This is a genomic window from Bradyrhizobium sp. INPA03-11B (genome assembly GCF_040446015.1).
Lineage (GTDB): Bacteria > Pseudomonadota > Alphaproteobacteria > Rhizobiales > Xanthobacteraceae > Bradyrhizobium > Bradyrhizobium macuxiense_A.
In genome coordinates this window covers 142,912-169,797 of sequence record NZ_JASGSR010000001.1, presented here as the reverse complement: position 1 = coordinate 169,797, position 26,886 = coordinate 142,912, and the positions used below count along the sequence as shown (strand labels likewise).

The 26,886-nt window shown below is 63.8% G+C and carries 22 protein-coding genes and 1 pseudogene; 20 read left to right on the top strand and 3 right to left on the bottom strand.

The genetic code is table 11. The features are described from left to right. Window positions 1-63 precede the first annotated feature (63 nt). The 16 genes and pseudogenes from QMZ05_RS00860 (at window position 64) to QMZ05_RS00785 (ending at window position 15,850) form a co-directional block, all read left to right on the top strand. Complete coding sequence (locus QMZ05_RS00860) at window positions 64-1,134, top strand: aromatic/alkene monooxygenase hydroxylase subunit beta (protein ID WP_353699036.1); 1,071 nt, start codon at window positions 64-66, stop codon at window positions 1,132-1,134. 6 nt (window positions 1,135-1,140) lie between these two features. Continuing rightward, on the top strand, window positions 1,141-1,512 hold the full coding sequence (locus QMZ05_RS00855; RefSeq protein ID WP_066512343.1) for an MmoB/DmpM family protein: 372 nt from the start codon (window positions 1,141-1,143) through the stop codon (window positions 1,510-1,512). A 119-nt stretch (window positions 1,513-1,631) separates the two neighbouring features. Then, window positions 1,632-2,654, top strand: coding sequence for an amidohydrolase family protein (locus tag QMZ05_RS00850; RefSeq protein WP_353699035.1), 1,023 nt, complete (start codon window positions 1,632-1,634; stop codon window positions 2,652-2,654). 6 nt (window positions 2,655-2,660) lie between these two features. Beyond that, complete coding sequence (locus QMZ05_RS00845; protein WP_353699034.1) at window positions 2,661-3,506, top strand: iron-sulfur cluster assembly protein; 846 nt, start codon at window positions 2,661-2,663, stop codon at window positions 3,504-3,506. A gap of 90 nt (window positions 3,507-3,596) precedes the next feature. After that, window positions 3,597-5,228: a molecular chaperone GroEL gene (locus QMZ05_RS00840; RefSeq protein ID WP_353699033.1), complete on the top strand. Its 1,632-nt coding sequence runs from the start codon at window positions 3,597-3,599 to the stop codon at window positions 5,226-5,228. A gap of 200 nt (window positions 5,229-5,428) precedes the next feature. Continuing rightward, the gene (locus QMZ05_RS00835) at window positions 5,429-6,037 is read left to right on the top strand and encodes a hypothetical protein (RefSeq protein WP_353699032.1); all 609 of its coding nucleotides are present in this window, start codon (window positions 5,429-5,431) and stop codon (window positions 6,035-6,037) included. Window positions 6,038-6,170: 133 nt separating this feature from the next. Next, complete coding sequence (locus QMZ05_RS00830) at window positions 6,171-8,213, top strand: sigma-54-dependent Fis family transcriptional regulator (protein ID WP_353699031.1); 2,043 nt, start codon at window positions 6,171-6,173, stop codon at window positions 8,211-8,213. Window positions 8,214-8,227: 14 nt separating this feature from the next. Beyond that, a complete protein-coding gene (locus QMZ05_RS00825) occupies window positions 8,228-8,677 on the top strand; it encodes a hypothetical protein (RefSeq protein ID WP_353699030.1) in 450 nt (149 codons plus the stop codon). Continuing rightward, window positions 8,674-8,982, top strand: a complete 309-nt coding sequence (locus QMZ05_RS00820; protein WP_353699029.1) for a hypothetical protein — start codon at window positions 8,674-8,676, stop codon at window positions 8,980-8,982. The genes QMZ05_RS00825 and QMZ05_RS00820 overlap by 4 nt, the downstream gene beginning before the upstream one ends. 24 nt (window positions 8,983-9,006) lie before the next feature. Then, complete coding sequence (locus QMZ05_RS00815) at window positions 9,007-10,122, top strand: WD40 repeat domain-containing protein (RefSeq protein WP_353699028.1); 1,116 nt, start codon at window positions 9,007-9,009, stop codon at window positions 10,120-10,122. 50 nt (window positions 10,123-10,172) lie between these two features. Beyond that, a complete protein-coding gene (locus QMZ05_RS00810; RefSeq protein ID WP_066512385.1) occupies window positions 10,173-10,358 on the top strand; it encodes a hypothetical protein in 186 nt (61 codons plus the stop codon). An 837-nt stretch (window positions 10,359-11,195) separates the two neighbouring features. Next, a pseudogene (locus QMZ05_RS00805) lies at window positions 11,196-11,465 on the top strand (helix-turn-helix domain-containing protein); the annotation flags it as partial. Between the two features lie 245 nt (window positions 11,466-11,710). Next, window positions 11,711-12,961 carry an acetyl-CoA C-acetyltransferase gene (locus QMZ05_RS00800; protein ID WP_146990439.1) on the top strand — a complete coding sequence of 417 codons (1,251 nt, stop codon included), beginning with the start codon at window positions 11,711-11,713 and terminating at the stop codon, window positions 12,959-12,961. Window positions 12,962-12,978: 17 nt separating this feature from the next. Next, window positions 12,979-13,761 (top strand): SDR family NAD(P)-dependent oxidoreductase, encoded by a 783-nt coding sequence (locus tag QMZ05_RS00795; protein ID WP_163156503.1) that lies wholly within the window; start codon window positions 12,979-12,981, stop codon window positions 13,759-13,761. Between the two features lie 31 nt (window positions 13,762-13,792). Then, window positions 13,793-14,560, top strand: a complete 768-nt coding sequence (locus QMZ05_RS00790) for a crotonase/enoyl-CoA hydratase family protein (protein ID WP_353699027.1) — start codon at window positions 13,793-13,795, stop codon at window positions 14,558-14,560. A 126-nt stretch (window positions 14,561-14,686) separates the two neighbouring features. After that, a complete protein-coding gene (locus tag QMZ05_RS00785; RefSeq protein WP_353699026.1) occupies window positions 14,687-15,850 on the top strand; it encodes an acyl-CoA dehydrogenase family protein in 1,164 nt (387 codons plus the stop codon). Between the two features lie 31 nt (window positions 15,851-15,881). Here the strand turns inward: QMZ05_RS00785 and QMZ05_RS00780 are convergent, their stop codons facing one another. After that, on the bottom strand, window positions 15,882-16,559 hold the full coding sequence (locus QMZ05_RS00780; RefSeq protein ID WP_353699025.1) for a GntR family transcriptional regulator: 678 nt from the start codon (window positions 16,557-16,559) through the stop codon (window positions 15,882-15,884). Between the two features lie 143 nt (window positions 16,560-16,702). On the opposite strand from QMZ05_RS00780, the gene QMZ05_RS00775 reads away from it, so the two are divergent. The 3 genes from QMZ05_RS00775 (at window position 16,703) to QMZ05_RS00765 (ending at window position 22,203) form a co-directional block, all read left to right on the top strand. After that, window positions 16,703-20,104, top strand: a complete 3,402-nt coding sequence (locus QMZ05_RS00775; RefSeq protein ID WP_353699024.1) for a molybdopterin-dependent oxidoreductase — start codon at window positions 16,703-16,705, stop codon at window positions 20,102-20,104. Window positions 20,105-20,156: 52 nt separating this feature from the next. After that, window positions 20,157-21,611: a TIGR00366 family protein gene (locus tag QMZ05_RS00770; protein WP_353699023.1), complete on the top strand. Its 1,455-nt coding sequence runs from the start codon at window positions 20,157-20,159 to the stop codon at window positions 21,609-21,611. A gap of 364 nt (window positions 21,612-21,975) precedes the next feature. Further along, window positions 21,976-22,203, top strand: a complete 228-nt coding sequence (locus QMZ05_RS00765) for a hypothetical protein (protein ID WP_353699022.1) — start codon at window positions 21,976-21,978, stop codon at window positions 22,201-22,203. 113 nt (window positions 22,204-22,316) lie between these two features. Here QMZ05_RS00765 and QMZ05_RS00760 read toward each other — a convergent pair whose 3' ends face one another. Further along, window positions 22,317-22,805 (bottom strand): hypothetical protein, encoded by a 489-nt coding sequence (locus QMZ05_RS00760; protein WP_353699021.1) that lies wholly within the window; start codon window positions 22,803-22,805, stop codon window positions 22,317-22,319. 291 nt (window positions 22,806-23,096) lie between these two features. Between QMZ05_RS00760 and QMZ05_RS00755 the strand changes: the two genes are divergently transcribed. After that, a complete protein-coding gene (locus tag QMZ05_RS00755) occupies window positions 23,097-26,132 on the top strand; it encodes an adenylate/guanylate cyclase domain-containing protein (protein WP_353699020.1) in 3,036 nt (1,011 codons plus the stop codon). Window positions 26,133-26,147: 15 nt separating this feature from the next. On the opposite strand, the gene QMZ05_RS00750 is transcribed toward QMZ05_RS00755, so the two are convergent. Then, window positions 26,148-26,873: a formyltransferase family protein gene (locus QMZ05_RS00750; RefSeq protein WP_353699085.1), complete on the bottom strand. Its 726-nt coding sequence runs from the start codon at window positions 26,871-26,873 to the stop codon at window positions 26,148-26,150. Window positions 26,874-26,886: the final 13 nt, after the last annotated feature.

Sequence of the window (26,886 nt, the reverse complement as noted above, 5' to 3'; positions counted from 1 at the left end):
TTTCCAGGAGTTCCAAGTGCCGATCCAGCCAACTGCAAAGCCAGCAATGGGAGGAATAAGACCATGACTGCCGTTCCAAATGTTTCAGTGGGATCCGGCGCAGCAGGTGCTGCGATATTTCCGGACTCGGACAGCCGCAGATACCGGTATTTCGAGCCGCGCGCCAAGCGGGCCACGCACTATGAGGACGTGACCGTCGACGTGCAGCCCGATCCGGAACGCTATCTGTTGCAGAACTGGATCATCGCCTTCCCCAACGGGAAGGGAGCCTATTACAAGGACGCCACCGCGGCGCTGAGCTCGAACTGGCATGCGTTCCGTGCTCCCGACCAGGAGTGGGAGCGGACCCACTATCAGCGCCAGTCCAAGATCGAAGGCATGGTTCAATCGGTGATCGCCAACGGCCGCAAGTCCGGGGCGCCGAAGGCATTCGACAAGTCGTGGGTCAAGATCCTGCAGACCCACCTTGGTGCGTGGAAGCACGCCGAGTTCGGCCTCGGTACGTCGCTGATGCAGGCGCAGCGCTACGGCTACACCCAGATGATCAACAACGCGACGCTGACGAACTCGTCGTACAAGCTACGCCTTGCGCAGGACATCACGTTGTATCTCGCCGAGATCGGCATGGACATCCCGGGTTTCGACGACAACGCGGGCAAGCACGCCTGGCTCGAGGACAAGGGCTGGCAGGGCACAAGGGAAGCGATCGAAGCGATCATGGGATCGGGCGACTATCTCGAGCAGTACTTCGCCACCAATATCGTGTTCGAGCCGCTGGTCGGCGAATTGTTCCGCAGCAAATTCCTGATGCAGGTGGCTTCGCCGAACGGCGACTTCATCACACCGTCGGTCATATCGGCGGCAGAGGCCGACTACGAGCGCAATCTCGCGAACGCGATCGACCTGATGCATCTGCTCGTAACAGACAACGAGCACGCGGCCCACAACAAGAAGCTGTTCCAGGGCTGGGTGACCAAGCATGTGGCGCTCGCCAACAAGGCGGCGGCAGGCTTGCAGCCGATCTGGTCGCAGCCGCACTCGAAGCCGGTGCAGTACGCCGACGCCCGCGCGCAGTCGGTCGAACGCATCAAGAAGATTCTCGGCGAGCTCGGTCTCGTCCTTCCCAAGGAGTAGATTGCAATGTCCGTTGCTTCCAGAAGTGCGACCAATCAGAACATTTTTCAGAAGATGGGTGACCTCGTCTTCAAGCAGACGATCTCGCATCAGTGCGGGGTGACCATGAACGACAGCGTGGAAGCCCGCGCGATCGCCGAGTTCATGGGCAAGAAGCCCGGCGTCATCGTGACCTATCAGCCGGCTCTGATCCGCATCGACGGCGAGGGCAAGCTGGTCTTCAAGATGGACGAGATCAGCGAGATTCTCGGCAAGGACATGACCGCCGAGATCTTCGAAGTGAATACCTCGACCCATTACGGGCGGATGGTGCGCATCGACGACAATACGGTGACGCTGTTCGGCAACATGGACGAGGTGCTCGAATTCATCGAGTGAGGCGACCTGACGCAGTGGAGCCGCGTTGAGGCGGCTCCACGACCTCTCAGGAGTGCTTTCGCGCAGGCGCGGCGCGTCGATTGATCGAACAAAGCCAACAAGGACGCTTGGAGACCATCATGTTCATAACTCCCACCGGCGAGGAAGTTTTCGTTGTCGACGGTCATACCCACTTCTGGGACGGCAGTCCGGCCAATCAGCTCAATATTCACGGTAAGCAGTTCATCGATTGCTTCTACGCCTACCACAGCTCGCTCAGTCCGAAGGACAAGCTCTGGCCCAAGGACCAGTTCGAGAAATACAGTGCCGAGCAGATGTACCGGGATCTCTTTGTCGATGGACCCGACGACATGGCGATCGTGCAGTCGACCTATCTGACCGAATTTTACAAGAACGGCTTCAACACGATCGACCGCAATGCCGAGATGGCGAAGAAATACAAGGATCGCTTCATCGTGAACGGCGCCTTCGATCCGCGCGATGGCGAGCGGGCGCTCGAATACATTCACTACATGAAGGAGACGTTCGGCATCAAGGGCGTCAAGCTCTACACGGCCGAGTGGAAGGGAGACTCGCGCGGCTGGAAGCTGACTGACCCCAACGCCTATCGCTGCTTCGAGCTCTGCGCGAAGCTCGGTATTAGCAACATCCACGTCCACAAGGGGCCGACCATCATTCCGCTGGACAAGGACGCATTCGATGTTCATGACGTCGATCACGCGGCGACCGACTTCCAGGGCCTGAACTTCATCATCGAGCATTGCGGCCTGCCCAGGCTCGACGATTTCTGCTGGATCGCCGTGCAGGAGACCAACGTCTTTGGCGGTCTTGCGGTGGCGCTGCCTTTCATCCATGGGCGTCCGCGGTACTTCGCCGAAGTGATCAGCGAATTGCTGTTCTGGGTGGGCGAGGACAAGCTGCTTTTCGGCAGCGACTACGCGATCTGGACGCCGCGCTGGCTGGTGGAGAAGTTCTGGAACTTCGAGCTGCCCGAGGACCTGAAGCAGGAGCACGGGGTCGATCTGACGCCGCAGGCGAAGAAGAAGATCCTGGGTCTCAATGCCGCCCGTCTGTACGGCGTGGACGTCGAAGCCCAGAAAGCCAAGCTGGCGAAAGCGCCGCACCCGATCGCAGCGGGCTGACGACACATGGGCACGCCGCTCTTGGAGCATGACCGGAAGGCCGGCGAGGTATGGAAATGCCTCGCGTCGGTGACCGACCCCGAACTCGACGAGGCCGTGACCGAACTCGGATTCATCGAGCACGTGACAGTCGATGATAACGATGGAGTCGACATCGTCTTCCGGTTGCCGACTTACTGGTGTTCGGCGAACTTCGCATTTCTCATGGCCGACGACATGCGCAAGGCGGTGTCGTCGCTGCCGTGGGTTCGCGAGGCACGGCCGCGGCTTCGCGATCATATGGTCGCCGAGGAGATCAACCGGGGTGTCCGCGAGGGCAAGCCGTTCGGTGAGGCGCTCAGGGATTTTGCACCCGGCGGATCGCTCGATGAGCTGCGGGAGAAATTCCACCGCAAGGCGTTCGAACGGCGCCAGGAGTTCATGATACTTGCGTTGCGTGGCGTCGGTTTTGAGGATCCGGCGATCTGCCGGATGGATCTGCGCAGCTTCGACGACATCGATTTCCATGCGGAGGAAGTTGCACGGCAGAAGGCCCGGTACCGGCAAATTTTGGCTGAGCGGGATCTGGGCGCTCTCCCCGGTGATCGTGCGTTCGTTACTTACGAAGGGCGTCCCATCAGGCCGCACGAAATGACGTCATATTTGCAGCGGTTGCGCGGCGTGCGGATCAATATGGAGTTTAACAGCGCGCTGTGTCGGGGGCTGCTGGCCGCCCGCAACGGCGAGCCCGATGTGGACAAGGCCGGAGGCGCGTCCCACGCCGCGTGCGCGGCCTGCGGCAGCGGCTGTGCCGGACAGCCTGTCGCCTTGCCGGTCGTGAGCGCGGAGAAGCATAGCATTGTGCCCTCGTAAGGCCACCCTGCGACCGCGAGAGCCAACAGCCGGAGCGGTCAGCAAGTCCGCCCAACGAAACGAGACAGGATTGTCTGGGGAGTGAAGCCAATGCCGAAGGTTCTGTTGCATGACATCGAAGCCCGCCGCGCTCTTGCGCGGGGCGTCCAGAAGCTCGCCGCTGCGGTCGAAACCACGCTCGGCCCCAAGGGGATGAACGCGATGGTCGATCGGCCGATCGGTACGCCGATCGTGTCCCGCGACGGCGTTACCATCGCCTCCGAAATCGAGTTGCCGGATCGTTTCGAAAACATGGGCGCGCAGGTTGTCCGTGAGGTCTCGATGCAGACCAACGAAGTCGCCGGCGACGGCACGACGACGGCGATGGTGCTCGCAAATGGTCTGATCCAGGGCGGCGTCGCGGCCCTCGAACGCGGCGCCAAGGCCGTGGATCTCTGCAAGGGTATCGATCGCGCCGTCGAGGTCGTCGTCGAGATCCTGAAGGGTTCGGCAGTCGCGGTATCGGATCGCAAGACGCTGCAGGCTGTGGCGACGATTGCATCCACTGACGCCCATCTGGGTGGTCTGATTGCCGAGGCAGTGGAGCGGGTCGGCAAGGACGGTATCATCAGTTCCGACTATGGCCTGACGACGAAGACGACGCTCGAGGTCGTGGAAGGCATGTCCTTCGACCGCGGCTACATCTCCCACCATATGGTGACGGATGTCGAGAAGATGGAGGTGGCGCTCGATCAACCCTACATCCTTCTGACCGACCTGAAGATCAAGGCGCCGGGCGAGCTGTCCGCGATACGCGCTTTGGTCGCCCCCAGCGGACGGCCGCTTGTCATCGTCGCCGAGGAGATCGCGCCGGAGGTCGTGCCTACACTGCTTGGCGACGGCAATCGCGGCAAGGTCCTGGTGGTCAATCCGCCGGACTATGGCCATTGGCGCAAGGCGATGATGGACGATCTCGCCATCGTTACCGGTGGACGCGTGATTGCCCGCGAACTCGGCGGCAGGCTGGAGGAGGCGGGGCTCGCCGATCTCGGGACGGCGCGCCAGGTGCGGGCCAGTGCGCACGAGACGGTGGTCATACGCGGTGGCGGTGACAACGCGGCGATCGCCGCGCGGCGCCAGCAGGTCGCCAAGCAGCACGAGCTGGCACCGCCGAACATCGAACAGGACAAGCTCAAGGAGCGGTTGGCGAAGCTTTCAGGCGGCACTGCCGTGATCTTCGCGGGCGGCGTCACACCGGTCGAGCAAAAGCGCACGATCCAGCTGATCGACGATGCGTTGAGCGCCGCACGGGCCGCCGCCGAGGAAGGCATCGTGCCCGGTGGCGGCACCGCATTGGCGCAGTGTGCGCCGATCGTCGCGCGTGCCCTTGGCAACATCAATGGAGACCTCGGTGAGGGCATCAAGCTGGTGCGCGAGACCCTGTCCCGTCCTGCTGCTTTCATTGCCCGGAACGCGGGCCATGATGCGGACAGGGTTGTCGCCGAGTTGCAGGGCGCGCCGGCGGGCGTCGGATTCGATGCAGCGAACGGTCAGTTCATCAACATGGTCTCCGCCGGCATCGTTGACCCGGTTCGGGTGACTTACACGGCCCTGCGCAATGCGGCGTCGGTCGCCACGCTGGTGCTGACGACCAACACGCTGGTCGCCGATGCGCCGGATTACATCGATCCAACACAGGGACCGGCGCTGGGGGGGGGCGCAGAGAAACTTGGACGGGCATGAGGCATCCGCACGCGGGTCGCGTTCCGCCGCGTCGTTCGGGGATTGGGAAAATTGCGGATGGATGTTCCGCGGCACCAACCGGCTGATACGAGAGAGAAGTTATGGCGAAGTACATTGCGGAGTTTATCGGTGCGGCTGCGCCTTGAGGGAGCCGGGTGACGTACCAAAGGGTGACGACGTCGTAGGCGTCGAGCAAACGATTGGACGGTGACAACGATCGAGAACGAGCTACAATCTTGCAGACTTCGATGTGCTGCAGAAGGCGCTTGCAACAAGCCTTCACAGTCATCGGAGCGGGCGGAGGAGGAAACAACGTGGTCTATATCATCTCCAAACGGGACGGTCCGCACCGAGAGCAGGTGGCGGCAAAGGACTTCATTCAAAAGAACCGCAGCAAGATCGATGCGGTCGCCAATCATCTGACCGGCGGACGCTGGCAGCAGTTGCGCAATCCCAAGCCTCCACCTGAGCCCCAGCCATCCGGAAAACTCTGGTCCACACCGTCGGCGCCGCCGAAAGAAGCTGAGCCCTATGTGCGGATCAGCCTCAACGGCCGTGTCGTGATCGCCGATCTCGCCTCGGGCCGGCAGCTGCACTTCATCGGTGAGCTGAAGGGCAAAGGCCTATCGCGATGCCTCGCTTTGGCGACGCGCGAGAACGGGATGTTCGAGCCGATGGACGAGGGCATGTACAAGGTCCTTGCTGATCTCGAGGGAGCGAGCGTATCCGGCGAGGCTGACGAGGAGCGACTGGAACAGATCATCGCAGGCCGCCTCGGGTTGAACGCGATCGCCAAGAGCGTCGAGTGATCGCGTCGAATGATCGCCGAGGGTCGGGCCTGCCGGGATGACGATCCCGGCCAGGTCTGCTCGGTCGTTTCTGCCCATCGGGTGTGCTGTTTGCCAACGTGAGTATGGTGCTCCAATGCTGACGGAAACGTTCATGGCCAAGCCGCCAATTTCCCTGGAAGGCTACAAAGCCCCGGACGCCACGGAAGGGGAACAAGGGCGGCCGTATGATGAGAGCGAAACGAACAGAGCGTGGGAAGACTTTCTGACGTTCGGAGACCTCAGGCGCAAGAATGCGCCGGTGCGGGGAATCATCGAGGCCTCCTGGCAGCGTAGTGTCGAGTCCGGAGTCAATGCGCGTGGCAAGGGCAGCAATCTGGTCGCTTCGCCGGACGATCTGTATGAGTTGCGTCTGAAGAATGATGACCTGCTCGGTTCGAGCGCCGAGACCTTCCGCCGCGTGGCGGCGGTGCTTGGCGACGCGGCCACGATGTTGATCATCACCGACAAGAACGCCGTCGTGCTGGAAGTCGGCGGCGATCAACGGACGATCGATGCAGGACACGATATTCGCCTCGAAGTCGGCGCGGCTTGGAGCGAGACGATAACCGGCACCAACGGCATCGGTACTGCGCTCGTCACAGGAAGGCCGGTGCATGTCCATGCCGCCGAGCACTTCTCCGAGGGCATCAAGGCATGGACCTGTGTCGGGAGCCCGATTCGCAGCCCGATCGACGGCAGCATCATCGGCATCGTGGATTTCTCCGGACCGCAGGCGATCTTTCACCGGCACAACGTCGCGCTGGCGGTCGTCACGGCCAACCACATCGAGCTGGCGCTCTCGGAAAAGATTCGCATCGAGCGAATGCGGCTTCTCGAAGCGAGCATCTCGCGTATGCCGGGAATGAACAGTGCTGATGGCGTCGTCATTCTCGATCGGTTCGGCAGGGTCGTTCATCACAACGAGATGGCGTCGAATCGCTTGCGGCGGATTGCGCAGTCGCAGGACTTGAGTATCGGAATCCAGCTGCTTCCAAGCAACGAAGGTGTCCTGGCCGCGGACCTCGCCAGGGGGCTGCCGGAGGGATTGCGCGAGCAACAGATCGAGCCGCTGGTGATCGACGGTGCCGTGAAGGGCGCGATGCTGGTGCTTGCGTCGAAGCCGCGTGTAAATCTGACCGGATCCCGGATGGCGCCGACGGCCTCCGCGGCACTCTTGTCCGCCAAGGAGGCGGTGATCGGCTGCAGTGAAGTCCTGCTTCAGGCGGTCGAGAAGGTCGAGCGAGCTGCACTCGGACGGTCGGCGATCCTGCTGGAAGGCGAGACCGGGGTCGGCAAGGAACTTTTCGCTCGTCTTGTTCACGCGGCCGGTCAAAAGACCGGCAAGGAACCCTTCGTTGCCTTCAATTGCGGTGCGGTTTCCAAGGAGCTTCTCGGTGGCGAGCTGTTCGGCCATGCTCCCGGCGCCTTCACCGGTGCCACGCGTGAAGGGAAGCCTGGACGATTTGAACTGGCCCACGGCGGCGTGCTGAGCCTCGACGAGATTGGCGAACTGCCGCTGGATCTCCAGCCGTATCTGCTCCGCGTGCTTGAGGAGCGGGCCGTGTACCGGCTCGGCGACAGCAAACCGCGTCCGGTTGACGTCCGGCTTGTCGCATCGACCAATCGGAATTTGAAGCAGGAGGTAGCGGAAGGACGGTTCCGCAAGGACCTGTATTTCAGGGTTGGTGTCGTCAAGATCACGATCCCGCCGCTGCGCGATCGTACCGGCGACGTCGAGATATTGATCGATCACTTCAGTCGACACTTCGCGACAACTTACAGCACCCAACCGCCTCGTTTCGAGGCCGCCACGATGGAATTGCTGCGGCACTATTCGTGGCCGGGCAACGTTCGAGAATTGCGCAATCTCATCGAGCACCTGGTCTTGATGACGCTCACCGGCATCGTGACACCGAGGGACTTGCCGGAGGATTTCCTGGAAGTGGCCGTCCCGTCGCATGCAGTGTCACAGCCTACGGATCATCGGCCAACATCGGATAGCGGAGAGATAGCGCGGTTCGACGAGATGGAGCGTCGTGCCATCGAGAGGGCCGTCGCGAACGCCGGCGGAAATATTGCAGCCGCCGCCGAAAAGCTCGGGCTTTCGCGCGCCACGCTGTATCGCAAACTCCACCAATATCGCTCCCGGACCTGAGGACAGGATCAGGCATGGCGAATGTCTGGAATGAGCCGAGGGGGGAAGAAGGGCCGTCCGCCGCAGCGACGCTGGCGACGCAGCTGCTAGAGCGCGCTGATCGTGACGTCACCTTCATGGTGCATCTGGTCGGCGAAAGCCGCGATTTGCTGACCAGACATTTCGTAGGCTTCATCGAGACCGAGCTCGCAAGGCGAGGCATCAACTATGGTGCCCATCCGCTGTTGCGTCCTTTCATCGAAATGCATGCGCGCGAGCTGACGGACTTCGTGTTGCAGGGCATCGGGCTGCGGCATCAGTTCGGCCTGCAGGCCCTGGAGACCATGGCCGGCGATCCGGCGCGGCTGCTGCGGGTCGATCTGTGGGATTCGCTGCAATCCCACATCAGCGATGGGCAACAGCACTTCGTATCCGATGTCGGTGGCCTGCAGCGTATCCTGGTCCAGATCGAGGCTGATGCATGAGTGACGCCGGCTCGACCATTGTCGAGATGTTGAACCTGCGTCTGCAGGTTGTTCAGCAGATATCGGCAGTCCAGTCGCGCAATTTGCACAATCGTCAGCTTGGCGGCGGTGCCGAATTCGAGCTTCACCGGATCGAGCAGGAGATTGCGGCGACCGGCAACGCGCAAGCGGTCGCCGGCGCACTTGAGGACGCACGCGAGCGCTTGCAGAAAGCAAATGCCGAAATGGCGGCCTGCGATGCGCTGTGCGCCGAGCTGGAGGGACGTCTTGAGGAACTGGACAGGTGCATTGCCGCCAGCAGGTAAGTTGATCGTAACGTGAGGCGACCGATGGACATGATCGAAGCAGAGACCGCCACGCTCTACGAACTGCTTGGGCGGCATTGGACGGTAGGGGCACCCGTGATCGACGCCGTGTTCGATCCCGCGGGAGATGGGATTGCGTTCGCGCTCGCCGATGGTGGGCTGGCGATTGCGCCGCTCAAGGACCCTGAGCCGCCGCAGGATCGTTGTCGTGTTGCGCTCGACGAGGGTCGGATGACGATTTCACCGAGGCGGAAGCCGGTGCCGCCCTTGATGAAAGTGACCATCGGCGATGCTCCGCTTCAGCTCGCCTCCCTTGGGACGTCGGGCTTCGTGGCAGGCGAGGGGGACCGGTTGCTGGAGGTGTCGGCATCCGGCGTCACACGCGTCGCTGCCAATCACGGTGCCGCCATCGATCTCCTCGCCGCGGTCCCGGATGGTGGCGTACTCGCAGCTTCCGACGGAACGGTCATATTCTATCGCGCCGATGGCGATGTCGGCTGGCTTCAGCAGCGCGCAGGAGGCCGTGCCTCCGCAATGGCCGTGTCACCGGACGGCCGGCGCTTTGCGATGGGAACCGATGGGGGTCTGCTGGTTCGCGCTTTCGGGGCAAGGCCCGATCCCGTCGCCTCCTATGTGTTGGGTTCGGTCTCCGCCTTGTCGTGGAGTCCCGACGGGAGCTGGTTGGCCGCTTCCATTGCGGAAACGGGTATTGCCTTGGTGCGCCTCGCGGACTCGCGGACTGTCCGTATTGCCAACTATCCGGCAGATGTCACTTCGCTCTCGTGGAGTGCGGACTCCCGCATCCTCTTGACCGGCGGAGCCTACAGGATCGTCGCCTGGGACGTCTCCAGCCTCGATGCGGGAAGCGAACGGCCGACGAGTGTCGTCACCGGCCATGCCGGATTTGTCCTCGTCGAGACGGTAGCGATGCACCCGGAGCGCCCTCTGGTCGCGGCAGGCTACGACGACGGCAGGCTTGTTGTTGCCAAGATCGGGCAAGGCGACGAGCTGATCGTCAAATCGCCCGGCCGCGGCGCGGTACAGGTCCTCCGATGGTCTCGCGACGGCCAGCATCTTGCAGTTGGAACACGCGACGGGGAGGCGGCCGTCGTGACGTTCCCACCACACATTTTCAAATAGCCGCAAGCCAAAAGGCCGAGCGGCTTGGCGCGATGATCAGGAGGAAATTCATGACAGCGACCCAGGTGCCAAACGAAGCCGAAAGCAAGGATCAGTTCTTCCAGGAGCTCGCGGAGCTGTCCGAGCGCATGATCGCAGCGCATGGTAAGGAATTCTCGATGGGCGCGTTGGTGCTTGCCGCGAGGTTCATTGCCGAAAACAGACCATTCGAGCAAACAGTACCGGCAACACAGTGAGGCCTCGTCCCGACGAAGAACCAGCCCTCCTGCACAGATCGATAAACGTCCTGACCACTCGGATAGGCAGCGCAGCGAGCGAAGCACTATGATCTGCGACGATCTGCGACGAATGCCCATTTTCAGCCGGATGAGCGCGGCCGTGCGACCGGTAAGTCATTGATTGTGCTTGACCCGTGGCTGACTCTTAATCAGCGGGTCCCAGGTTCGAGCCCTGGTGCGCCCACCAAGCTTTCGAAGCTTAGGTTTAGCCCTCGCAGCGGTCGTTCCGGCCGGCAGCCGTGTCTATTCGGACCATCCGGCTGCCCGGTTCGCGTCTCACGAAATCTCCTCATCTCCGATCTCATCTGCTTGCGGCTCAGCTCGCCGCGTCCGGCGACTGCCGCGCTGACCGGTGACGCCGTCGGCGCGTTGCGCTCGATCACGGCTTGAAGGTCGCCACGACGCTGCGGCGACTACCATTTCCGACGAACTGGCTCGAGCGGTTTGAGCGTGGTGCGATCCGCGCGGGGCGCCCTGCGGCAACGACAGTTGACAGGGGGGAGCGCCCACTTTAATCACCTGACTAATTAATCAATTAATTAAGGCCTGAAACCCTAGGGAAAGAATCCGCCTGATGCCGGCCGGCCATCGATATCCGAAGCTGCTTGTCCCGCGCGGTCGCGGCTTCAGTGGGCTGGAAGACCGGGCGCCTGCGGTCAGATCCTTGATGCAGGTCCGCTCGCGCGAGCGCCGCGTGGCGCTGCGCGCGGCAGCGCTGTCGCGGATCGGCGCGTCCTGCCCGAACCAGAATGGCTCCGTTCACCCGAACGCAAAATGAGGAGTGAGGCGTAAACGATGGGACGTCGATCTGAGGTACTGATGGCGCAAGAGACCGCCGGCACGGACAACCGGCGCGTGATCCAGGTGGTGTCGCGCGCATTCGACATCGTGCGTTGCTTCGAAGGCCGAAGCATACGCCTAGGCAATCGGGAAATCGCCGACCGCTGCGGTCTTCCGCGCTCGACGGTCTCCCGTCTCACATTGACCCTCACCCAGATCGGGCAGTTGATCTACCTGCCGCAAGAGCAGAAATATGCTCTCGGTCCGCACGCCGCCGCGCCGAGCGTCCCGCTGTTTGCGGAAGGGGGCGACAAGCCCGCCTGCGCCGACGAGCGGGAGACGGCGCAACCGTCCATGCTGATCAACTCGCGCTACTTCGAAGATCAGCGCAATCCGGTTGCCGCGCCGCTTGCGGTGACGCCACACCGCTGACGCCTCGGCCGGTTCCGGAGTAAAAGACTCAGCGGAAACGGTCCGGCCCAATCGGCGCGAGCCCACAGTCAAGAAACATCCAAAGCAGAGGGAAACGCATGTCTGAAGCATACATCATCGACGCGGTGCGCACGCCGCGCGGCATCGGCAAGCCGGGCAAGGGCGCGCTGTCGCACCTGCATCCGCAGCATCTGGCGGCAACCGTGCTCGCCGCGCTCAAGGCGCGCAACAAGCTCGATACATCGACCGTCGACGACATCATCTGGTCGACGTCGACCCAGGAAGGCAAGCAGGGCGGCGATCTCGGACGCATGTCGGCGCTCGCGGCCGGCTACGACATCAACGCCAGCGGCACGACGCTGGATCGCTTCTGCGGCGGCGGCATCACCTCGGTGAACCTCGCGGCAGCCTCGGTGATGTCGGGCATGGAAGACTGCGTCATCGCCGGCGGCACCGAGATGATGAGCTACCAGCAGACCCTCGCAGCCGAGCGCTCCAAGGCGGGCCAGCCGGCGCGGATGATGGGTTCGGGCAATCCGGCGCTTGACGAGATTCACCCGCAGTCGCACCAGGGCGTGTGCGGCGACGCCATCGCGACGCGCGAGGGGATCAGCCGCGAGGCTTGCGATGCGCTGGCGCTGACGAGCCAGCAGCGCGCCAAGCGGGCGATCGATGAAGGCCGCTTCGCCAAGTCGGTGATCCCCGTCCTCAACGACGACGGCAGCGTTGCGCTCGGCCGTGAAGAATTCCCGCGCCCCGAGACCACCGCCGAAGGCCTTGCTTCGCTGAAGCCGAGCTTCGAGCAGCTTGCCGACTTCGATCTCGGCAACGGCGTGACCTTCAAGAAGCAGATCCAGCGGCGTTATCCGGGCCTCGAGTGGAAGGGCGTGCATCATGCCGGCAACAGCTCGGGTGTGGTGGACGGCGCCGCCGCTGTCCTGATCACGTCGAAGGAATATGCCGAGAAGCACGGCCTCAAGCCGCGCGGCCGCATCGTCGCCTATGCCAATCAGGGCGATGATCCGACGCTGATGCTCAACGCGCCGGTTCCGGCGGCCAAGAAGGTTCTCGCCAAGGCCGGCCTGACCAAGAACGACATCGACGTCTGGGAGATCAACGAGGCGTTCGCCGTCGTCGCCGAGAAGTTCATCCGCGACCTCGAACTCGATCGCGAGAAGGTCAACATCAATGGCGGCTCGATTGCGCTCGGTCACCCGATCGGCGCGACCGGATCGATCCTGATCGGCACCGCGCTCGACGAGCTCGAGCGCAGCGGCGGTCGTTACGGTCTGGTCACCATGTGCGCCGCCGGCGGCATGGCGCCGGCCATCATCATCGAACGCCTCTGATCGCGAAAGGATAACGCATGAAACTCGATTCATCGGTCGCCGCCGTTGTCACCGGCGGCGCGTCCGGCCTCGGCGCTGCCACCTCGCGCGCGCTCGCCGCGCAGGGCGTGAAGGTCGCGATCTTCGACTTCAACGAAGAGAAGGGCGAAGCCATCGCCAAGGAAATCGGCGGCGTGTTCTGCAAGGTCGATGTCACCTCCGACGAGCTGGTCGATGCAGGCTTCGCCAAGGCCCGCGCGGCGCACGGCCAGGAGCGCATCCTGGTGAACTGCGCAGGTACCGGCAACGCGGTGAAGACCGCCGGCCGCGACAAGAAGACCGGCGAGCCCACGCACTTTCCGATCGACGCCTTCAACCGCATCATCCAGATCAACCTGGTCGGCACCTTCCGCTGCATCGCCAAGTCGGCGCAGGGCATGCTGTCGCTGTCGCCGCTGGAGCACGGCGAGCGCGGCGCGGTTGTGAACACCGCTTCCGTCGCGGCCGAGGATGGCCAGATGGGGCAGGCGGCTTATTCGGCCTCGAAGGCCGGCGTCGTCGGCATGACCCTGCCGATCGCGCGCGACCTGATGGCCGAGGGCATCCGCGTCAACACCATCCTGCCGGGCATCTTCAACACGCCGCTGCTGCAGGGCGCGCCGGAGAACGTCAAGGCCGCGCTCAGCGCGTCGGTGCCGTTCCCGAAGCGTCTCGGCATGCCGGAGGAATATGCGCAGCTCGCGCTGACCATGATCACCAACGGCTACTTCAACGGTGAAGACGTCCGTCTCGACGGCGCCATCCGCATGGCCCCGCGCTAGGCGATTGCCACGGCAACAGGAGACCAAAGCGATGTCCGAAGAAACTCCGGTCCTCACTGAAGTCCGCGGACCGATCCTGATCATCACGCTGAACCGGCCGGAAGCCAAAAACGCCGCCAACCTCGCCCTCTCCAAGGGCGTGGCTGCGGCGATCGACCGGCTCGATGGCGACGATGCGCTCAGCGTCGGCATCATCACCGGCGCCGGCGGCACGTTCTGCTCGGGCATGGACCTCAAGGGGTTCCTGAAGGGCGAGCGGCCGTCGATCCCCGGCCGCGGCTTCGCCGGCCTCACCGAGGCGCCGCCGAAGAAGCCGCTGATCGCGGCGGTCGACGGCTACGCGCTCGCCGGCGGGATGGAGATCGCGCTGTCGTGCGACATGATCGTCGCCAACCGCAACGCCAAGTTCGGCATCCCCGAGGTGAAGCGCGGACTGGCGGCTGCGGCCGGCGGGCTGATCCGCATGCCGCGGCAGATGCCGATTCGTGTGGCGATGGAGTTCGCACTGACGGGCGAGTTCTTCGGCGCCGAGCGTGCGTACCAACTCGGCATCATCAACCGCGTCACCGATGGCCCGGCGCTCGACGCTGCGCTCGAGCTTGCAGCAGCAATCGGCGCCAACGGCCCGCTCGCCGTCAAGGCCTCCAAGCAGGTGATCGTCGAATCCCGGCTCTGGCCGGAAGATCAGATGTGGAAGAAGCAGCAGGAGATCGTCGCTCCTGTCTTCGTGTCCGAGGATGCTCGCGAGGGCGCGGCTGCCTTCGCAGAAAAACGCGCGCCGAACTGGAAGGGCAAGTAAGGCCGCGACTGTTTCGATCAGGGAGCGCCGGTTTTGATTGCAGCAGAACCGGCGCTCCAAATTTTTGTGTCAGTGCCCGCCGCAGGCAGGCCGATATCCACGCCGCTTGAGAGCGCTATTGGGTGAATGATGCGCAGCTTTACCGAAGACCAGGTCATCTTCCGCGACTCCTATCGCAAGTTCCTTGCGAGCGAGATCACGCCTCATATGGAGGAGTGGCGGGAGGCCGGCATCGTCGACCGCAGCGCATTCAAGAAGGCCGGCGATCTCGGCTTCCTGATGATCTGGCCTGAGGAAAAATACGGCGGAATGGGCGATGAGGACTTCCGCTACGAGCAGATCATCATCGAAGAGACCGCGCGCTCCGGCTGCAAGGGCTGGTTCAACACGCTGCACAGCCGCCTGGTCGGTTCTTATTTCAAGCGCTTCGGCACCGAGGAGCAGCGCGACCGCTTCCTGCCCAAATGCGTCAGCGGCGAGACCATCCTGGCGATCGCGATGACCGAGCCCGGCGCGGGCTCGGACCTCGCCGGCATGCGGACCACCGCGGAAGACAAGGGCGATCATTTCCTGCTCAACGGCTCGAAGACCTACATCTCCAACGGCATCAATTCCGACGTGGTGATCGTGGCCGCCAAGCTCGCCGGCGCCGAGAAGAAGCACGCCATGGTGCTCTTGATCGTCGAGCGCGGCATGGAAGGTTTCGAGCGCGGCCGCAATTTGAAGAAGATGGGCATGCCGGCGCAGGACACCGCCGAACTGTTCTTCCAGAACGTGAAGGTGCCCAAGGCCAACGTGCTGGGAGAACCGGGCAGGGGCTTCTACTACCTCATGGAGGGCCTTGCCGAAGAGCGGCTGATCTCCGCAGTCGGATCGATCGCCAATGGCCGCAGGGCGTTCGATATCACGCGCGCTTACGTGATGGATCGCAAGCTGTTCGGCCGGCCGCTCGCCGAGCAGCAGAACACCCAGTTCCGTATGGCGGAGATGGATGCCGAGATCGATCTCGTGCAGGTCTATGTCGATCACTGCGTGTCCGAGCACAACGCAGGACGCCTGACCAGCAACATGGGCGCCAAGGCCAAGATGATGTCGTCGGAAGTCGAGTGGAAGATGCTCGATCTCGGCGTGCAGCTGCACGGCGGTGCGGGCTATATGGATGAGTACCCGATCAGCCGGATGTTCACCGACGCGCGCGTCAACCGGATCCTGGCGGGAAGCTCGGAAGTGATGCGGCTGATCATCGGCCGCGATGTCTTCTCGGAGCAGTATAAGAGCATTCTGGACTAGCCGGTCATCGGCGATCGACCTGCTCCGCGCGTCAAGCGCGCGCCTGCCGCAGCGGCTCGCGCGCGTGGTCCTTCGAGCGCATCAATGCGTCGACGAAGATCGGCTCCCAGGAGCGGATGTGGCTGCGCAGCAGCGTCGGCAGCGCTTCGGTCTCGCCGGCGAGCGCGAGTTCGATCAGCCGGTAATGCTCGGGCACCGAAGCCTGCTGCCGCTCGTGGCCGGCGCGGGAGCTGATGCCATAGAGCCGCATCTTGTCGCGCAGGCCCATCACCATCTCGGTCAGCAGCTCGTTGCCGGCGGCGGCGATGAACTCGCGATGATAGGCGCGGTCGGCTTCCAGATAGAGCTGGACGTCGTCGGTCTCGACGGCCCTCGCGATCTCATCGGCCCAGCCGCGCACCGCTGGTAGATCCTTTGGCGGATTGGCGGCGACCAGCACCGCGGCGTGCAGCTCGAGCACCTCGCGCATGTCGAACAGATTGCGCAGCTCGGTCAGCGTCGGCTCCACGACCTTGAAGCCACGGTTGCGCATCGGCTCGACCAGGCCGCCGCGGCTGAGCTCGAGCAGAGCTTCGCGCACCGGCGTCGAGGAGACGCCGAGGCTCGCCGCGAGGCTAGGCACCGAATACATCGTGCCGGGAAGGCTTTGCCCCGAAATGATCTCGGCGCGCACCCGCTGCAGCACCTGTTCGCGCAAATTCTGGTCCATGGGTGGTCGCAGCCGCCTCTCGCCGGGAACTCCGATTCGTCCCTGATTATTACTTAGCCTTGACGGGAGCGGTAGCGTATGACGTAAATGTGTAACGCATTACAAAAATGCGTCACATGGGCTGACCTGACGATGAGACGGCGGTGAAACAGCGGCTATCCGGCTATTGCACGCTTTGTCGCTCGCGCTGCGGTGCTGTCACCGTCGTCGAGGACGGGCGCCTTGTCGGCGTAGAGGTATTGCATAACCACCCGACCGGAGGCGCGCTTTGCGCCAAGGGTCGGGCTGCCCCGGAAATCGTCGGCAGCCCGCGCCGGCTGACCGTTCCCCTCAAGCGAACCCGTCCACGTGATGCCGCCGATCCGGGCTGGGTCGAGGTGTCCTGGGACGAGGCGTTGACCGAGATCGCCGACCGGCTCCGCGCGATCCGCGCCGAGAGCGGCGCCGAGGCGGTGGCGTTCGGCGTCACGACGCCGAGCGGCACGCCGATGGTCGACAGCTTCGAATGGGTCGAACGCTTCATCCGCGGCTTTGGCAGCCCCAATTTGATCTACGCAGTCGAGATCTGTGGCTGGCACAAGGACTTTGCGCACGCGCTGACCTTCGGCCGCGGCATCGGCTTTCCCGATTACGACAATGCGGACGCGATCATCCTGTGGGGCCACAACCCCGCGCGCACCTGGCTCGCCCAGGCGACGCGGATCGCCGACGCGCGGCGGCGCGGCGCCAAGGTCGTCGTCATCGATCCCAAGCCGAATGGTTCGGGTCAGCAGGCCGATCTGTGGCTGCGCATCCGTCCCGGCGCCGATGGCGCGCTCGCGATGGGCGCGATCCGTCATCTCATCGCGACCGGCAGCCTCGATGCGGATTTCGTGAACGAATGGACCAACGGATCGCTGCTGGTCGATCGCACGACCGGACGTTTCCTCCGTGCCGACGCGCTGTGGCCGGACGGCGCGCCGGATGCTTTCGTTCGTCTCGATGCGTCGGGCTCGCCGGTGCCTTGCGACACACGCCGCGCACCGGAGCGCGGTGGCCTGTTGCGCGGTGCGCTCTCGATCCGCACACGCGATGGCCGGATGATATCGGCGGCAACCGCCTTTGAATTGCTCGCCGAGCGCGCTGCGCCTTACACACCGGAACGGGTGGCGGAACTGACATGGCTTGATGTCGCGGACATCGCGGCGTTTTATGCGCTGCTCGCTGGTCGACCGCGGCTTGCCTATCATTCCTGGACCGGCGTCGGCCAGCACACCAATGCAACTTCGATTGAGCGCACGATCGCGTCGCTCTACGCGCTGACCGGCGCCTGCGATCGGCCCGGCGGCAATCGCTGGCCGGTTCCGCCGCCGACGCGTGCCCTCAACGACTACAACATCCTGCCGCCGGAGCAGCAGGCCAAGGCGCTGGGCCTTGCCGAATTGCCGCTCGGCCCGCCCGCGAAGGGCTGGATCACGGCGCGCGATTTCAGCCGTGCCGTGTTGGAAGGCGAGCCTTACCAAGTACGCGCACTGGTCGCCTTCGGTACCAACTTCGTCGTCTCGCAGGGCCACTCCGAGCGCAACAAGGCCGCGCTGAACGCACTGGAATTCCAGGTTCATATCGACATGTTCATGAACCCGACCGCGGAGAGCGCCGATTTCGTTCTGCCTGCGAGCACGCCGTGGGAGCGCGACGCGCTCAAGATCGGGTTCGAGATCACGCAGCAAGCCGTCGAGACCGTGCAGTTTCGCCCGCGCATGGTCGAGCCGGTCGGCGCGGTGAAGGCCGATTACGAGATCGCTGCCGCGCTCGCGCTCAAGCTGGGCATGGACGAGTTGTTCTTCGGCGGCGACATCGAGGCCGGCTGGAATTATCAGCTGGCACCGCTCGGCATCGGCGTCGAGGATCTGCGCGAGCATCCCGAAGGACGGCGCTTCCCGCAGGCCTTCCGCGATGAGAAGTACGCCGTCACGCGCGAAGACGGCACGGCGGCGGGCTTTGCGACACCGACGCGCCGCGTCGAGATCTATTCGGAACTGATGCTGGGACACGGGTATGATCCGTTGCCCGATCATGTCGAACCGGTCGGCAGCCCGCTCACGACGGCCGCGGACGAGCGCTTTCCGCTCGTACTCTCCACCGCCAAGAGCGGCTGGTTCATTCACTCCTCCTGGCGGCATGTCGCCTCGCTGCGGCGGAAGTCGCCCGATCCGGCCGTCGAGATCAGCCCGCAACTCGCCGCGCAGCGCGGGCTTGTGGAAGGCGATTGGGCCGTGGTGGAAACACAGGGCGGCGCCGTGCGCCTGAAGGTGCGGCTCAATGCGGCGCTCGACGCGCGGGTCGTCGTCGCCGAATTCGGCTGGTGGGAGGATTGTCCGCCGCTCGGCCGCGATCGCTCGGCTGCCGCAGGCGTTCTCACACGCAATATCAACGCGGTGCTGCATGACGACGCGCGCGATCCGGTCAGCGGCTCCGTGCCGCTGCGCGCGATCGTCTGCGATATCAGGCGCGACGGCGTTGCTAGCCGCGGCGTGTGGAGCGGCCAGCGGCGGTTCGTGGTCGGCGAGCGCCGCGCCGAGGCCGATAACGTCATTGCCCTCAGCCTGCTGCCGCTTGACGGCGGTCCGCTGCCCGACTTCCTGCCGGGGCAGCACGTGATGATCGCGTTGCCCGGCGTAACCGAGGCGCGGGCCTATTCGTTGACCGGATCGGGCGATCTGCCGCAGGCGTTGTCGATTGCGGTGAAGGGACGCTTCTTCGACGAAGCCAGGGGCGGCGATGGGCCGTTCTTCATGCCGGATCGTCTGCATGGGCTTGCCGTCGGAGATGAGGTTCTGCTGGAGCCGCCGGGCGGCATCTTCACGCCGCCATTGAAGGGACCGCGGCCGCTGATCTTCCTCGCCGCCGGCATCGGCATCACGCCGTTCATCAGCCATCTCGAGACGCTGCAACACACAGCGCCGCAGGATCGTGTCGCCGATATCGTGCTGCTCCATGGCTGCCGCAGCAGCCGCGAGCATCCGTTTGCGCAGCGGCTCGCGGAGCTGGAAGCCGCCACGCCGGGGCTGACGCGCGTGACCTTCTACTCGGCGCCATTCGCGCAGGACCCGGTCGGCCCGCATGCGTTGCGCAACGGGCGGATCGATCTCGCACAGGTCAAGCCGTCGTTGGCGCGCCGGCCACTGGTCTACATCTGCGGCTCGCCGGATTTCGTCACGGCGCAAATCGAGGCCGCAGCGGCGCTCGGCATCCCGCGGTTCGACATTTTCGCCGAAAGCTTCGTGTCGCCGCCATCGGTGCCCAGCGACCTCGCGCCGCGAACCATCCGGCTTGCCAGCAGCAAGCAGAGCTTTTCGTGGGGACCGGAGCAGGGGACGCTGCTCGACGCGGCGAGTGCGGCAGGCGTCGCGCTGCCGAGCGGCTGTCGTGTCGGGCAGTGCGAAAGCTGCGCGGTCGAGGTGGTCGATGGGGAGTTCACCCATCTCGGTCCGGTCGATGGCACCGAGGGACAGTGCCTCACCTGCCAGGCCGTGCCGCTCACCGATCTCACGCTCGCACTTTGAATGACCAATCAAGATTGAAGACGAACCGCATCACCGGAAGGGGATCAGATTGATGACGAATGCAACGCACGACCAAACCGTGAGCCTGCGAAAACCTGTCGCGGACAACATCATGGCGCGGTTCTCGCAAGCCCTGGTGGCGTTCGCCGAGCGCTGGTTTCCGGATGCGTATGTCTTCGTCCTGATCGCGGTGATTGCGGTTGCCACCGGCGCTATCCTGCATGGCGGTTCGCCGCTCGCCGTCAGCCGCGCGTTCGGCGACGGGTTCTGGAATCTGATTCCCTTCACGATGCAGATGGCCCTGGTTGCGATCGGCGGTTACGTCGTGGCGATGTCGCCGCCGGTCGCGGCCGTGCTGGCGCGGCTGGCGAGCGTGCCGAAAACCGGGCGCGGCGCGGTGGTCTTCGTCGGGATGCTCAGTATCTTTCTCTCGCTGCTGAACTGGGGCCTCAGCCTGATCTTCTCTGGTCTCCTGGTGCGAGAGATCGCGCGTCGCACGGATATCCGGCTCGACTACCGGGCAGCCGGCGCGGCCGGCTATCTCGGGCTCGGCTGCGGCTTCACCCTCGGCATCACGTCGTCGGCTGCGCAGCTCCAGGCCAATGCCGGCAGCATTCCTGCATCGCTGCTGCCGATCACCGGGGTGATCGGCTTTTCGGAAACCATCCTGACCTGGCAGAACATGGTCACCGTCGTGATGGTGAGCGTCGTGTCGGCAGCGATCTGCTATTTCACGACGCCGGCGGCGGAGCAGGCGAAGACGGCGGAAGACCTTGGCGTTGCGCTCGACGATGATCGCATCGAGGCCAGGAAGCCGGCGCGTCCGGGCGACTGGCTGGAGTTCAGTCCGCTGCTGACGATCCTGATCGCGCTGCTTGCCGCCGGCTGGCTGTGGCAGACGTTCCAGTCGGGCAATCCGTTGATCACGCTGTCGGGACTCAACACCTACAATTTCGTCTTCCTCATTCTCGGCATCGTGCTGCATTGGCGGCCGCGCAGCCTGATCGAGTCCTTTTCCAAGGCGATGCCGAGCGTCTCCGGCGTGCTGCTGCAGTTTCCGTTCTACGCCGGCATCGCCCAGATCCTGACCAAGGTGCCGAACAGCAGCGGCACCACGTTGTCGGACACGATCGCGCACTGGTTCGTCGGTGCCTCCAGCAATTCCACCGTGTTCTCGTTCCTGGTCGGAATCTATTCGGCGCTGCTCGGCTTCTTTGTGCCGTCGGCCGGCGGCAAGTGGATCATCGAGGCGCCCTACATCATGAAGGCGGCCAACGACATCGGCGCGCATCTGGGCTGGACTGTCATGGTCTACAACATCGCCGAGACGCTGCCGAACTTCATCAACCCGTTCTGGATGCTGCCGCTGCTCGGCATTCTCGACCTGAAGTCGAAGGATCTGATCGGTTACACGTCGGTGCAGTTCTTCATCCACTTCCCGATCGTGATGCTGCTGGCCGCGATCCTGATGGCGACCTTCACCTATCACCCGCCGATCCTGCCCTGAGCGATCGCGGCCGGGCACCAAGACGCGCGGTGCCCGGCCGGCCCCGCAATTCAGCGGCCGCTGCCGTCATCACCAAATCTGTGCTGTTTTCCAGGCCGTCGCGACTGAGGTATCGCGCCGGACCGTCATCTTTGGACTGCCATTTCATTGACCGCCGCGCGGTTCGGCTGGATATTGATCCGCGATATTCGTGTTGAAGGTCACCGCAATGAGACATAACCCCCGCAGCTTGATGTGCGACATGCGAAGCCGCATGCAGCATCGCTGCGTCTCAGCGGCGACCGGCGTCTGTTGTTGATCGCTTCAAAAATCCAGAGCACCCGACAATCAGACAGGAACGCCGTCATTCGGCGCGTGAGCACGCATGTCCCAAGCCCCAATGTCCCAAGCCTACATTATCGAAGTCTCGGATCGCACCGCGGGTATTGTTGTCGGCGATAGCAGCGGCTTCTGCTTCTTCTCCTCGGACCGCGCCTTTGACGGCCTCGACGGCGGCCATTTCGGCTCCGCGCGTGCCGCGGAGCGCGCGGTGAGGGCGCACTTGCAGCGCCGTCCGGCGTCATCGCGACCAGCGCCGCGCGCCGGCTCCTGAAAGCGGATTGAAGCGAGGCACATGATCGTGGCGGCCACGCCGGCACGGCTGCCATCAGGCAGCCGCCGTTGGTGCAAGGCCGATTGTAAGCAGGTGCCGCCCGCGATCAGGAGTTAGGCCGGGCAGACCATCGTCAGCAGCAGAAGCGTCGGCGGCTGATCGTCGCCGTTGGCATGCTCCCAGACCAGCAGGATGTCATGCCGATCGGCGTTCGGCGCGGTCTTGTCCTGCTCCTTGACGTCGATCTTGATCGGGATCGGCGGTTCGGAGTTGAAGCACTTGCGGACGCTGGCATCCAGCAGGGCGCACTTCGTCAGCGGCACGACGCCGGCTTCGTCCTTCGAGAGGGGTGCGGTGCTTGCCTGCGTGGCCAGGTCCAGGCGCGCCTTGCCCATCTCCCGCTGCCACCGCTTGCCGGTTCCGCCCGGCCACTGGTCTCTGGGCGACAGGATCGGCTGGTATTGGCCATATTCCAGCGTTTCGATGTCGATGTGCTCCGACGCCTTAAGTATAGCGACGCTCTTGACCATGTTCTGCAAAGGATAGTAGTGCGCGTTGATGTGATCTTTAAATTGTTGATTATTGAATACTCTTCCGCCCATAGGATTTCCCTTTCATTGCAACTTTGAATTGCTCTGGCTATACGTAAATTATGCAACGCTGGTACGTCGATCGAATAGTCCGGCGGCTCCAGTCGCGCCTTCCGATTTCTCTCGCGCCCCGACCTACCACTCAAGACTGTATCCCGTCCAGTTCGACAACCTCTCGGGTTGGCGCGGATGCAAGTGGATTGCACGTCCGGATTGATAAGCAGGTCCCGATGGGTAATCTCTACCCTGGGCTGCTCACCGGGGGGAGCCGGCGATACCGCAGTAGCCTTTGAGAGCAGGGGAATGCTTTGCTTTGCATGCCAGTCGACGATCGGAGCGGACGACAATTGGTGCGCCAAATGCGGTGCTGCTGTAGCTAAGCGCGCGGACCCCGATAGCGAACAACGATTTGTTACGATCCTTCGCGCGGACGTGGTCGACTCGACGGGGCTCGTCGCGGATTTGGACCCGGAAGAGGCGGTGTCGCGCCTGGAGCCGGCCCTGATCGCGATGCGAGGCGCCGTGCGCCAGTTCGGCGGCATCGTCAGCAAGGAGCTGGGTGATGGGCTCGCCGCGGTATTTGGCGCGCCGATCGCTGACGACAACCACGCGCCCCTGGCCTGCCATGCGGCGATCGAACTGGTTCGACGGGTCGCAGGGTTGGGCGATCCGGGGCTGCAGGTCCGGGTCGGGCTCCATTCGGGGCGGGTGGTGACCTATATGGTCGCCAGCGAGTACTCCAAGGTTTACGAGATCGGCGGGGCGGCGCAGCATCTTGCAGCGCGGCTTGAAGCGGTCGCCGAGCCGAACCAGATCTACGCGTCCGAAGCCTGTCAGAACCTTGCCGAGGGCAACGTTCAGTTTGAATATCTGGGTCGGAAGCAGCTCAAGGGATTTAGCGAACCCTTACCGATCTACCGCGTCGCCAGCGCAACGGATGTCTCCAGTTGGCGGGTGCGCCGGGCGCGTAGCGTTGCGCGGTTCGTCAACCGGCTGAAGGAAACGGCGCTGCTCAGGCAGTTGGCGCACAATGCCGACCCTGAGCGGCAAACGGCACTCTTGATCGGCGATCCCGGCATCGGGAAATCGCGGCTGGTGCATGAGTTCGTAGACCAGCTCACCCGGGAAGGGTGGCTTCCCATCCACGCCGAATGCAGCCCGAATCTTCAAGGCGCGCCGTTCAGCACACTCAAGGCCCTGTTGCTCTCTATCCTGGAGGGAGCCGCGGCGGACGCGAGCGGCGTGACCAATCTGACGGCGATTCAGCGTTCGGCCATCGATGCCGTGCTCGATCGCCCGATATCGGATCCGGAATGGGGCGAGCTCGAGCCGCACGCACGCGGCCGTGCGATCAGCGAGGCATGCTGTGCGATAGTCGAAGGCCTGGTCGTTCGCCGGCGCGCGGTGATCCTCATCGAGGATCTGCACTGGATCGATCGCGCCAGCGAGACCGTGATGGCCGCGCTCGCTTCACTGAAGGTACCCGGCCTTCTGGTGCTGCTGACCAGCCGGCCCAATGGAATTCCGGATTGGGTCGAGCGCAGCAATGCTGAAATCACGGCGTTGCGTTCGCTCGATGAGGTTGCCGGACGCGAGATGCTGGACGACATCTTGGGCTCATCGGCGAACATGGCTGATCTGAAGAACCGTGTCGTTCTTCATACGGCGAGCGTACCGCTGTTCATTGAAGAGGTTTGTCGCAGCCTCAAGGACAGCGGAATCCTTCGGGGCCATTGGGGTGAACTGGCGCTTGCGCGTCCGGTCGGTGATCTCGGGATTCCGAGCAGCATCCAGGGCGTCATCGCCACGCGTCTGGATCGCATATCGAAAGAGGAGCGCGCGCTGTTGCAGATTGCGGCGGCGTTGGGACCGTCTTCGACGGAATCCTTGCTGCGTGAGGTGTCCGGCCTGCCGCAAGAGGCCTTTCAGCACTGCCTGACGGCGCTCGATCGTGTCGAATTTCTCGTGAGGATCGATGTCGAGCAGGACGGCTTGCTCGAATTCCCGCACGAGATGGTTCGCCAGGTGACCTACGACTCGATGGTCGAAAAGCTGCGCGAGAGCGTCCACGCACGGATTCTTGCGACACTGGAAGGCAATGGCAGTTCGTACGATGAGCCCAGCAAGCTCTGCTATCACGCAATGCGGGCGAAGGATTGGCAAAAGGCCTTCGCCTACGGCAGAACTGCCGCGCGCAAGAGCCTGGCACGATCGGCATTTGCCGATGCGACCAACTACTTCGAGATCGCAATGGCCGCGCTCGACAAGACGCCGTTCGCTCGCTCGCGCGAAGCGGATGCGATCGACCTTCGCATCGAGGCGCGCACGGCGTTCATGAGCGCCGGCAAGGTCGCCGAATGGTTCGATCTCGGAAGGGACGCGGAGGGACGCGCCAACGCAGTCGACGATATCGGGCGGAAGGTCGCGGCGATGGCGGTCAGGTCGGGGGCCCAGAACTTCTACGGCACGCCGATCGAGGCAATCGAAACCGGCGAGGAGGTCGCTCGCCTGGCCGGGGAATGGGGCAATCCCGGTTGGCTCAACCTGGCTCAATACAGCCTTGGCCAGGCCTACTTCATCGCTGGCCGGTTCCGTGAAGCTGAGCAGATGCTGGGACAGGCGTGCCTCCGCCTTTCCGGGCCGGATGCCAGCGCACCGCCCGGAACGACGCCGAGAACACTGCTGTTGCTGTGTTGCATGATGAAGAGCGTGACCCACACGACGCTGGGAGAGATCGACACCGGCATCGAATTTCACGAGCGCGCGGCCGCGATCGCCGATGAGAGCAATCGACCGTTTGATCGCGTTGCCGCGGGATATAGCGGCGGCTTCCTGATGCTCGGCCGGGGCAACCCCGCGGGAGCAGCTGACATTTTGGAGGAGGCTTTCGCGCTCACGCAGAAGTATGGAATTCGCCTCTTTGTGCCGGTTGTCACGTGCCATCTCGGTATCGCATATCTGGAGCAGGGGCGTCTCGATGAAGCGCGGCTGACGCTTGTTGAAGCCCGGGAAGAAGCCAGATCGGTCGGCTACACCTCGATTGTGCTGCGAGCCTCGATCTACCTCGCGCTCGCTGTCAGCCGGCTCGGCGATACACGGGCTGCGCTGAACATGCTGCGCGAGGTGCGCAACACCGCGCGGCAGCAGGGTTTTGCGGGTCTGGAAGCCGAGGCGCTGTTCAGCGAGGCAACGATATCGCCAGCCACGAACGAGAACGAGAGGAACCTAGTTCTCCATCAGTTGCGCACGGCGATCGCGATTGCATCGGACAGTGGCGCGAAGCCGCTGCTGCAGCGGGCCGAAGCGCTTCTGAATGGAATGCTCGCCGATTCCCGGTGAGATTTTCTGGCGCGGCTAAGAAGCCGCGGCGAGCGGCGGCGAGACCACCTGCGGCGCCTCGGGGGCCTGCGTGGCGGTCGTCGCCAGCTGGAAGCGGATGCCGTGCACGGAGACGGTCAGCGGGATGGCGCGGAAGTCGTCGTGGAAGGCGCGGATCCGGCGGGCGAGCTCAGTCGGGCTGATGCCGGCGGGCAGCTCGCACATCTCGCGGTACATCTGCCGGGTGCTCTTGATCCCGCACCAGGCGATCTCCAGCTCGGCGAGCGGCGAGGGATCACGGGCGAGTTCGCGCGACATCCGCCAGAACAGATGAGCCAGCCGCACATAGGCGATCTGCTCGAGCCCGCGCACGCCGATCTTGTCGGGAATGATGAAGGACTCGACCCCGACGATGGGACCGGAATCGACGCGCGCGGCCATCACATGGGCCGTCGCGCCGAATGTGCGCGCGCCGTCATAGAGCGCGAAATGCGCCGGCGCCCAGCCGGGATATTGCGGCGGGCCGGGGTGGAAATTATAGGCGCCGTGGCCGAGCGCCGCCAGGATGCTCTCAGGCACGATGACGCTGGTGGTGAATGCCAGCAGGCGTGCCTCGCGCAACACCTCGGGCTCGATCGCCGCAAGCTCCTCGGCCGTCACCGCGCAGCGGAACGACAGCGCCGGATTGTGCGCCTTCAAAAGCTCGGTGAGTGCGAATTGCTGGCTGGCGACGCCGGTGAGAAGGATGATGGTCTTCATGATGTCGATGTCCTTC

What these genes read in the sequence shown, in the direction of transcription:
- QMZ05_RS00860 (WP_353699036.1), top strand. Translation starts at nt 64, where the DNA reads ATGACTGCCGTTCCAAATGTTTCAGTGGGATCCGGCGCAGCAGGTGCT.
- QMZ05_RS00855 (WP_066512343.1), top strand. Translation starts at nt 1,141, where the DNA reads ATGTCCGTTGCTTCCAGAAGTGCGACCAATCAGAACATTTTTCAGAAG.
- QMZ05_RS00850 (WP_353699035.1), top strand. Translation starts at nt 1,632, where the DNA reads ATGTTCATAACTCCCACCGGCGAGGAAGTTTTCGTTGTCGACGGTCAT.
- QMZ05_RS00845 (WP_353699034.1), top strand. Translation starts at nt 2,661, where the DNA reads ATGGGCACGCCGCTCTTGGAGCATGACCGGAAGGCCGGCGAGGTATGG.
- QMZ05_RS00840 (WP_353699033.1), top strand. Translation starts at nt 3,597, where the DNA reads ATGCCGAAGGTTCTGTTGCATGACATCGAAGCCCGCCGCGCTCTTGCG.
- QMZ05_RS00830 (WP_353699031.1), top strand. Translation starts at nt 6,171, where the DNA reads ATGGCCAAGCCGCCAATTTCCCTGGAAGGCTACAAAGCCCCGGACGCC.
- QMZ05_RS00825 (WP_353699030.1), top strand. Translation starts at nt 8,228, where the DNA reads ATGGCGAATGTCTGGAATGAGCCGAGGGGGGAAGAAGGGCCGTCCGCC.
- QMZ05_RS00820 (WP_353699029.1), top strand. Translation starts at nt 8,674, where the DNA reads ATGAGTGACGCCGGCTCGACCATTGTCGAGATGTTGAACCTGCGTCTG.
- QMZ05_RS00815 (WP_353699028.1), top strand. Translation starts at nt 9,007, where the DNA reads ATGGACATGATCGAAGCAGAGACCGCCACGCTCTACGAACTGCTTGGG.
- QMZ05_RS00810 (WP_066512385.1), top strand. Translation starts at nt 10,173, where the DNA reads ATGACAGCGACCCAGGTGCCAAACGAAGCCGAAAGCAAGGATCAGTTC.
- QMZ05_RS00800 (WP_146990439.1), top strand. Translation starts at nt 11,711, where the DNA reads ATGTCTGAAGCATACATCATCGACGCGGTGCGCACGCCGCGCGGCATC.
- QMZ05_RS00795 (WP_163156503.1), top strand. Translation starts at nt 12,979, where the DNA reads ATGAAACTCGATTCATCGGTCGCCGCCGTTGTCACCGGCGGCGCGTCC.
- QMZ05_RS00790 (WP_353699027.1), top strand. Translation starts at nt 13,793, where the DNA reads ATGTCCGAAGAAACTCCGGTCCTCACTGAAGTCCGCGGACCGATCCTG.
- QMZ05_RS00785 (WP_353699026.1), top strand. Translation starts at nt 14,687, where the DNA reads ATGATGCGCAGCTTTACCGAAGACCAGGTCATCTTCCGCGACTCCTAT.
- QMZ05_RS00780 (WP_353699025.1), bottom strand. Translation starts at nt 16,559, where the DNA reads ATGGACCAGAATTTGCGCGAACAGGTGCTGCAGCGGGTGCGCGCCGAG.
- QMZ05_RS00770 (WP_353699023.1), top strand. Translation starts at nt 20,157, where the DNA reads ATGACGAATGCAACGCACGACCAAACCGTGAGCCTGCGAAAACCTGTC.
- QMZ05_RS00765 (WP_353699022.1), top strand. Translation starts at nt 21,976, where the DNA reads ATGTCCCAAGCCCCAATGTCCCAAGCCTACATTATCGAAGTCTCGGAT.
- QMZ05_RS00760 (WP_353699021.1), bottom strand. Translation starts at nt 22,805, where the DNA reads ATGGGCGGAAGAGTATTCAATAATCAACAATTTAAAGATCACATCAAC.
- QMZ05_RS00755 (WP_353699020.1), top strand. Translation starts at nt 23,097, where the DNA reads ATGCTTTGCTTTGCATGCCAGTCGACGATCGGAGCGGACGACAATTGG.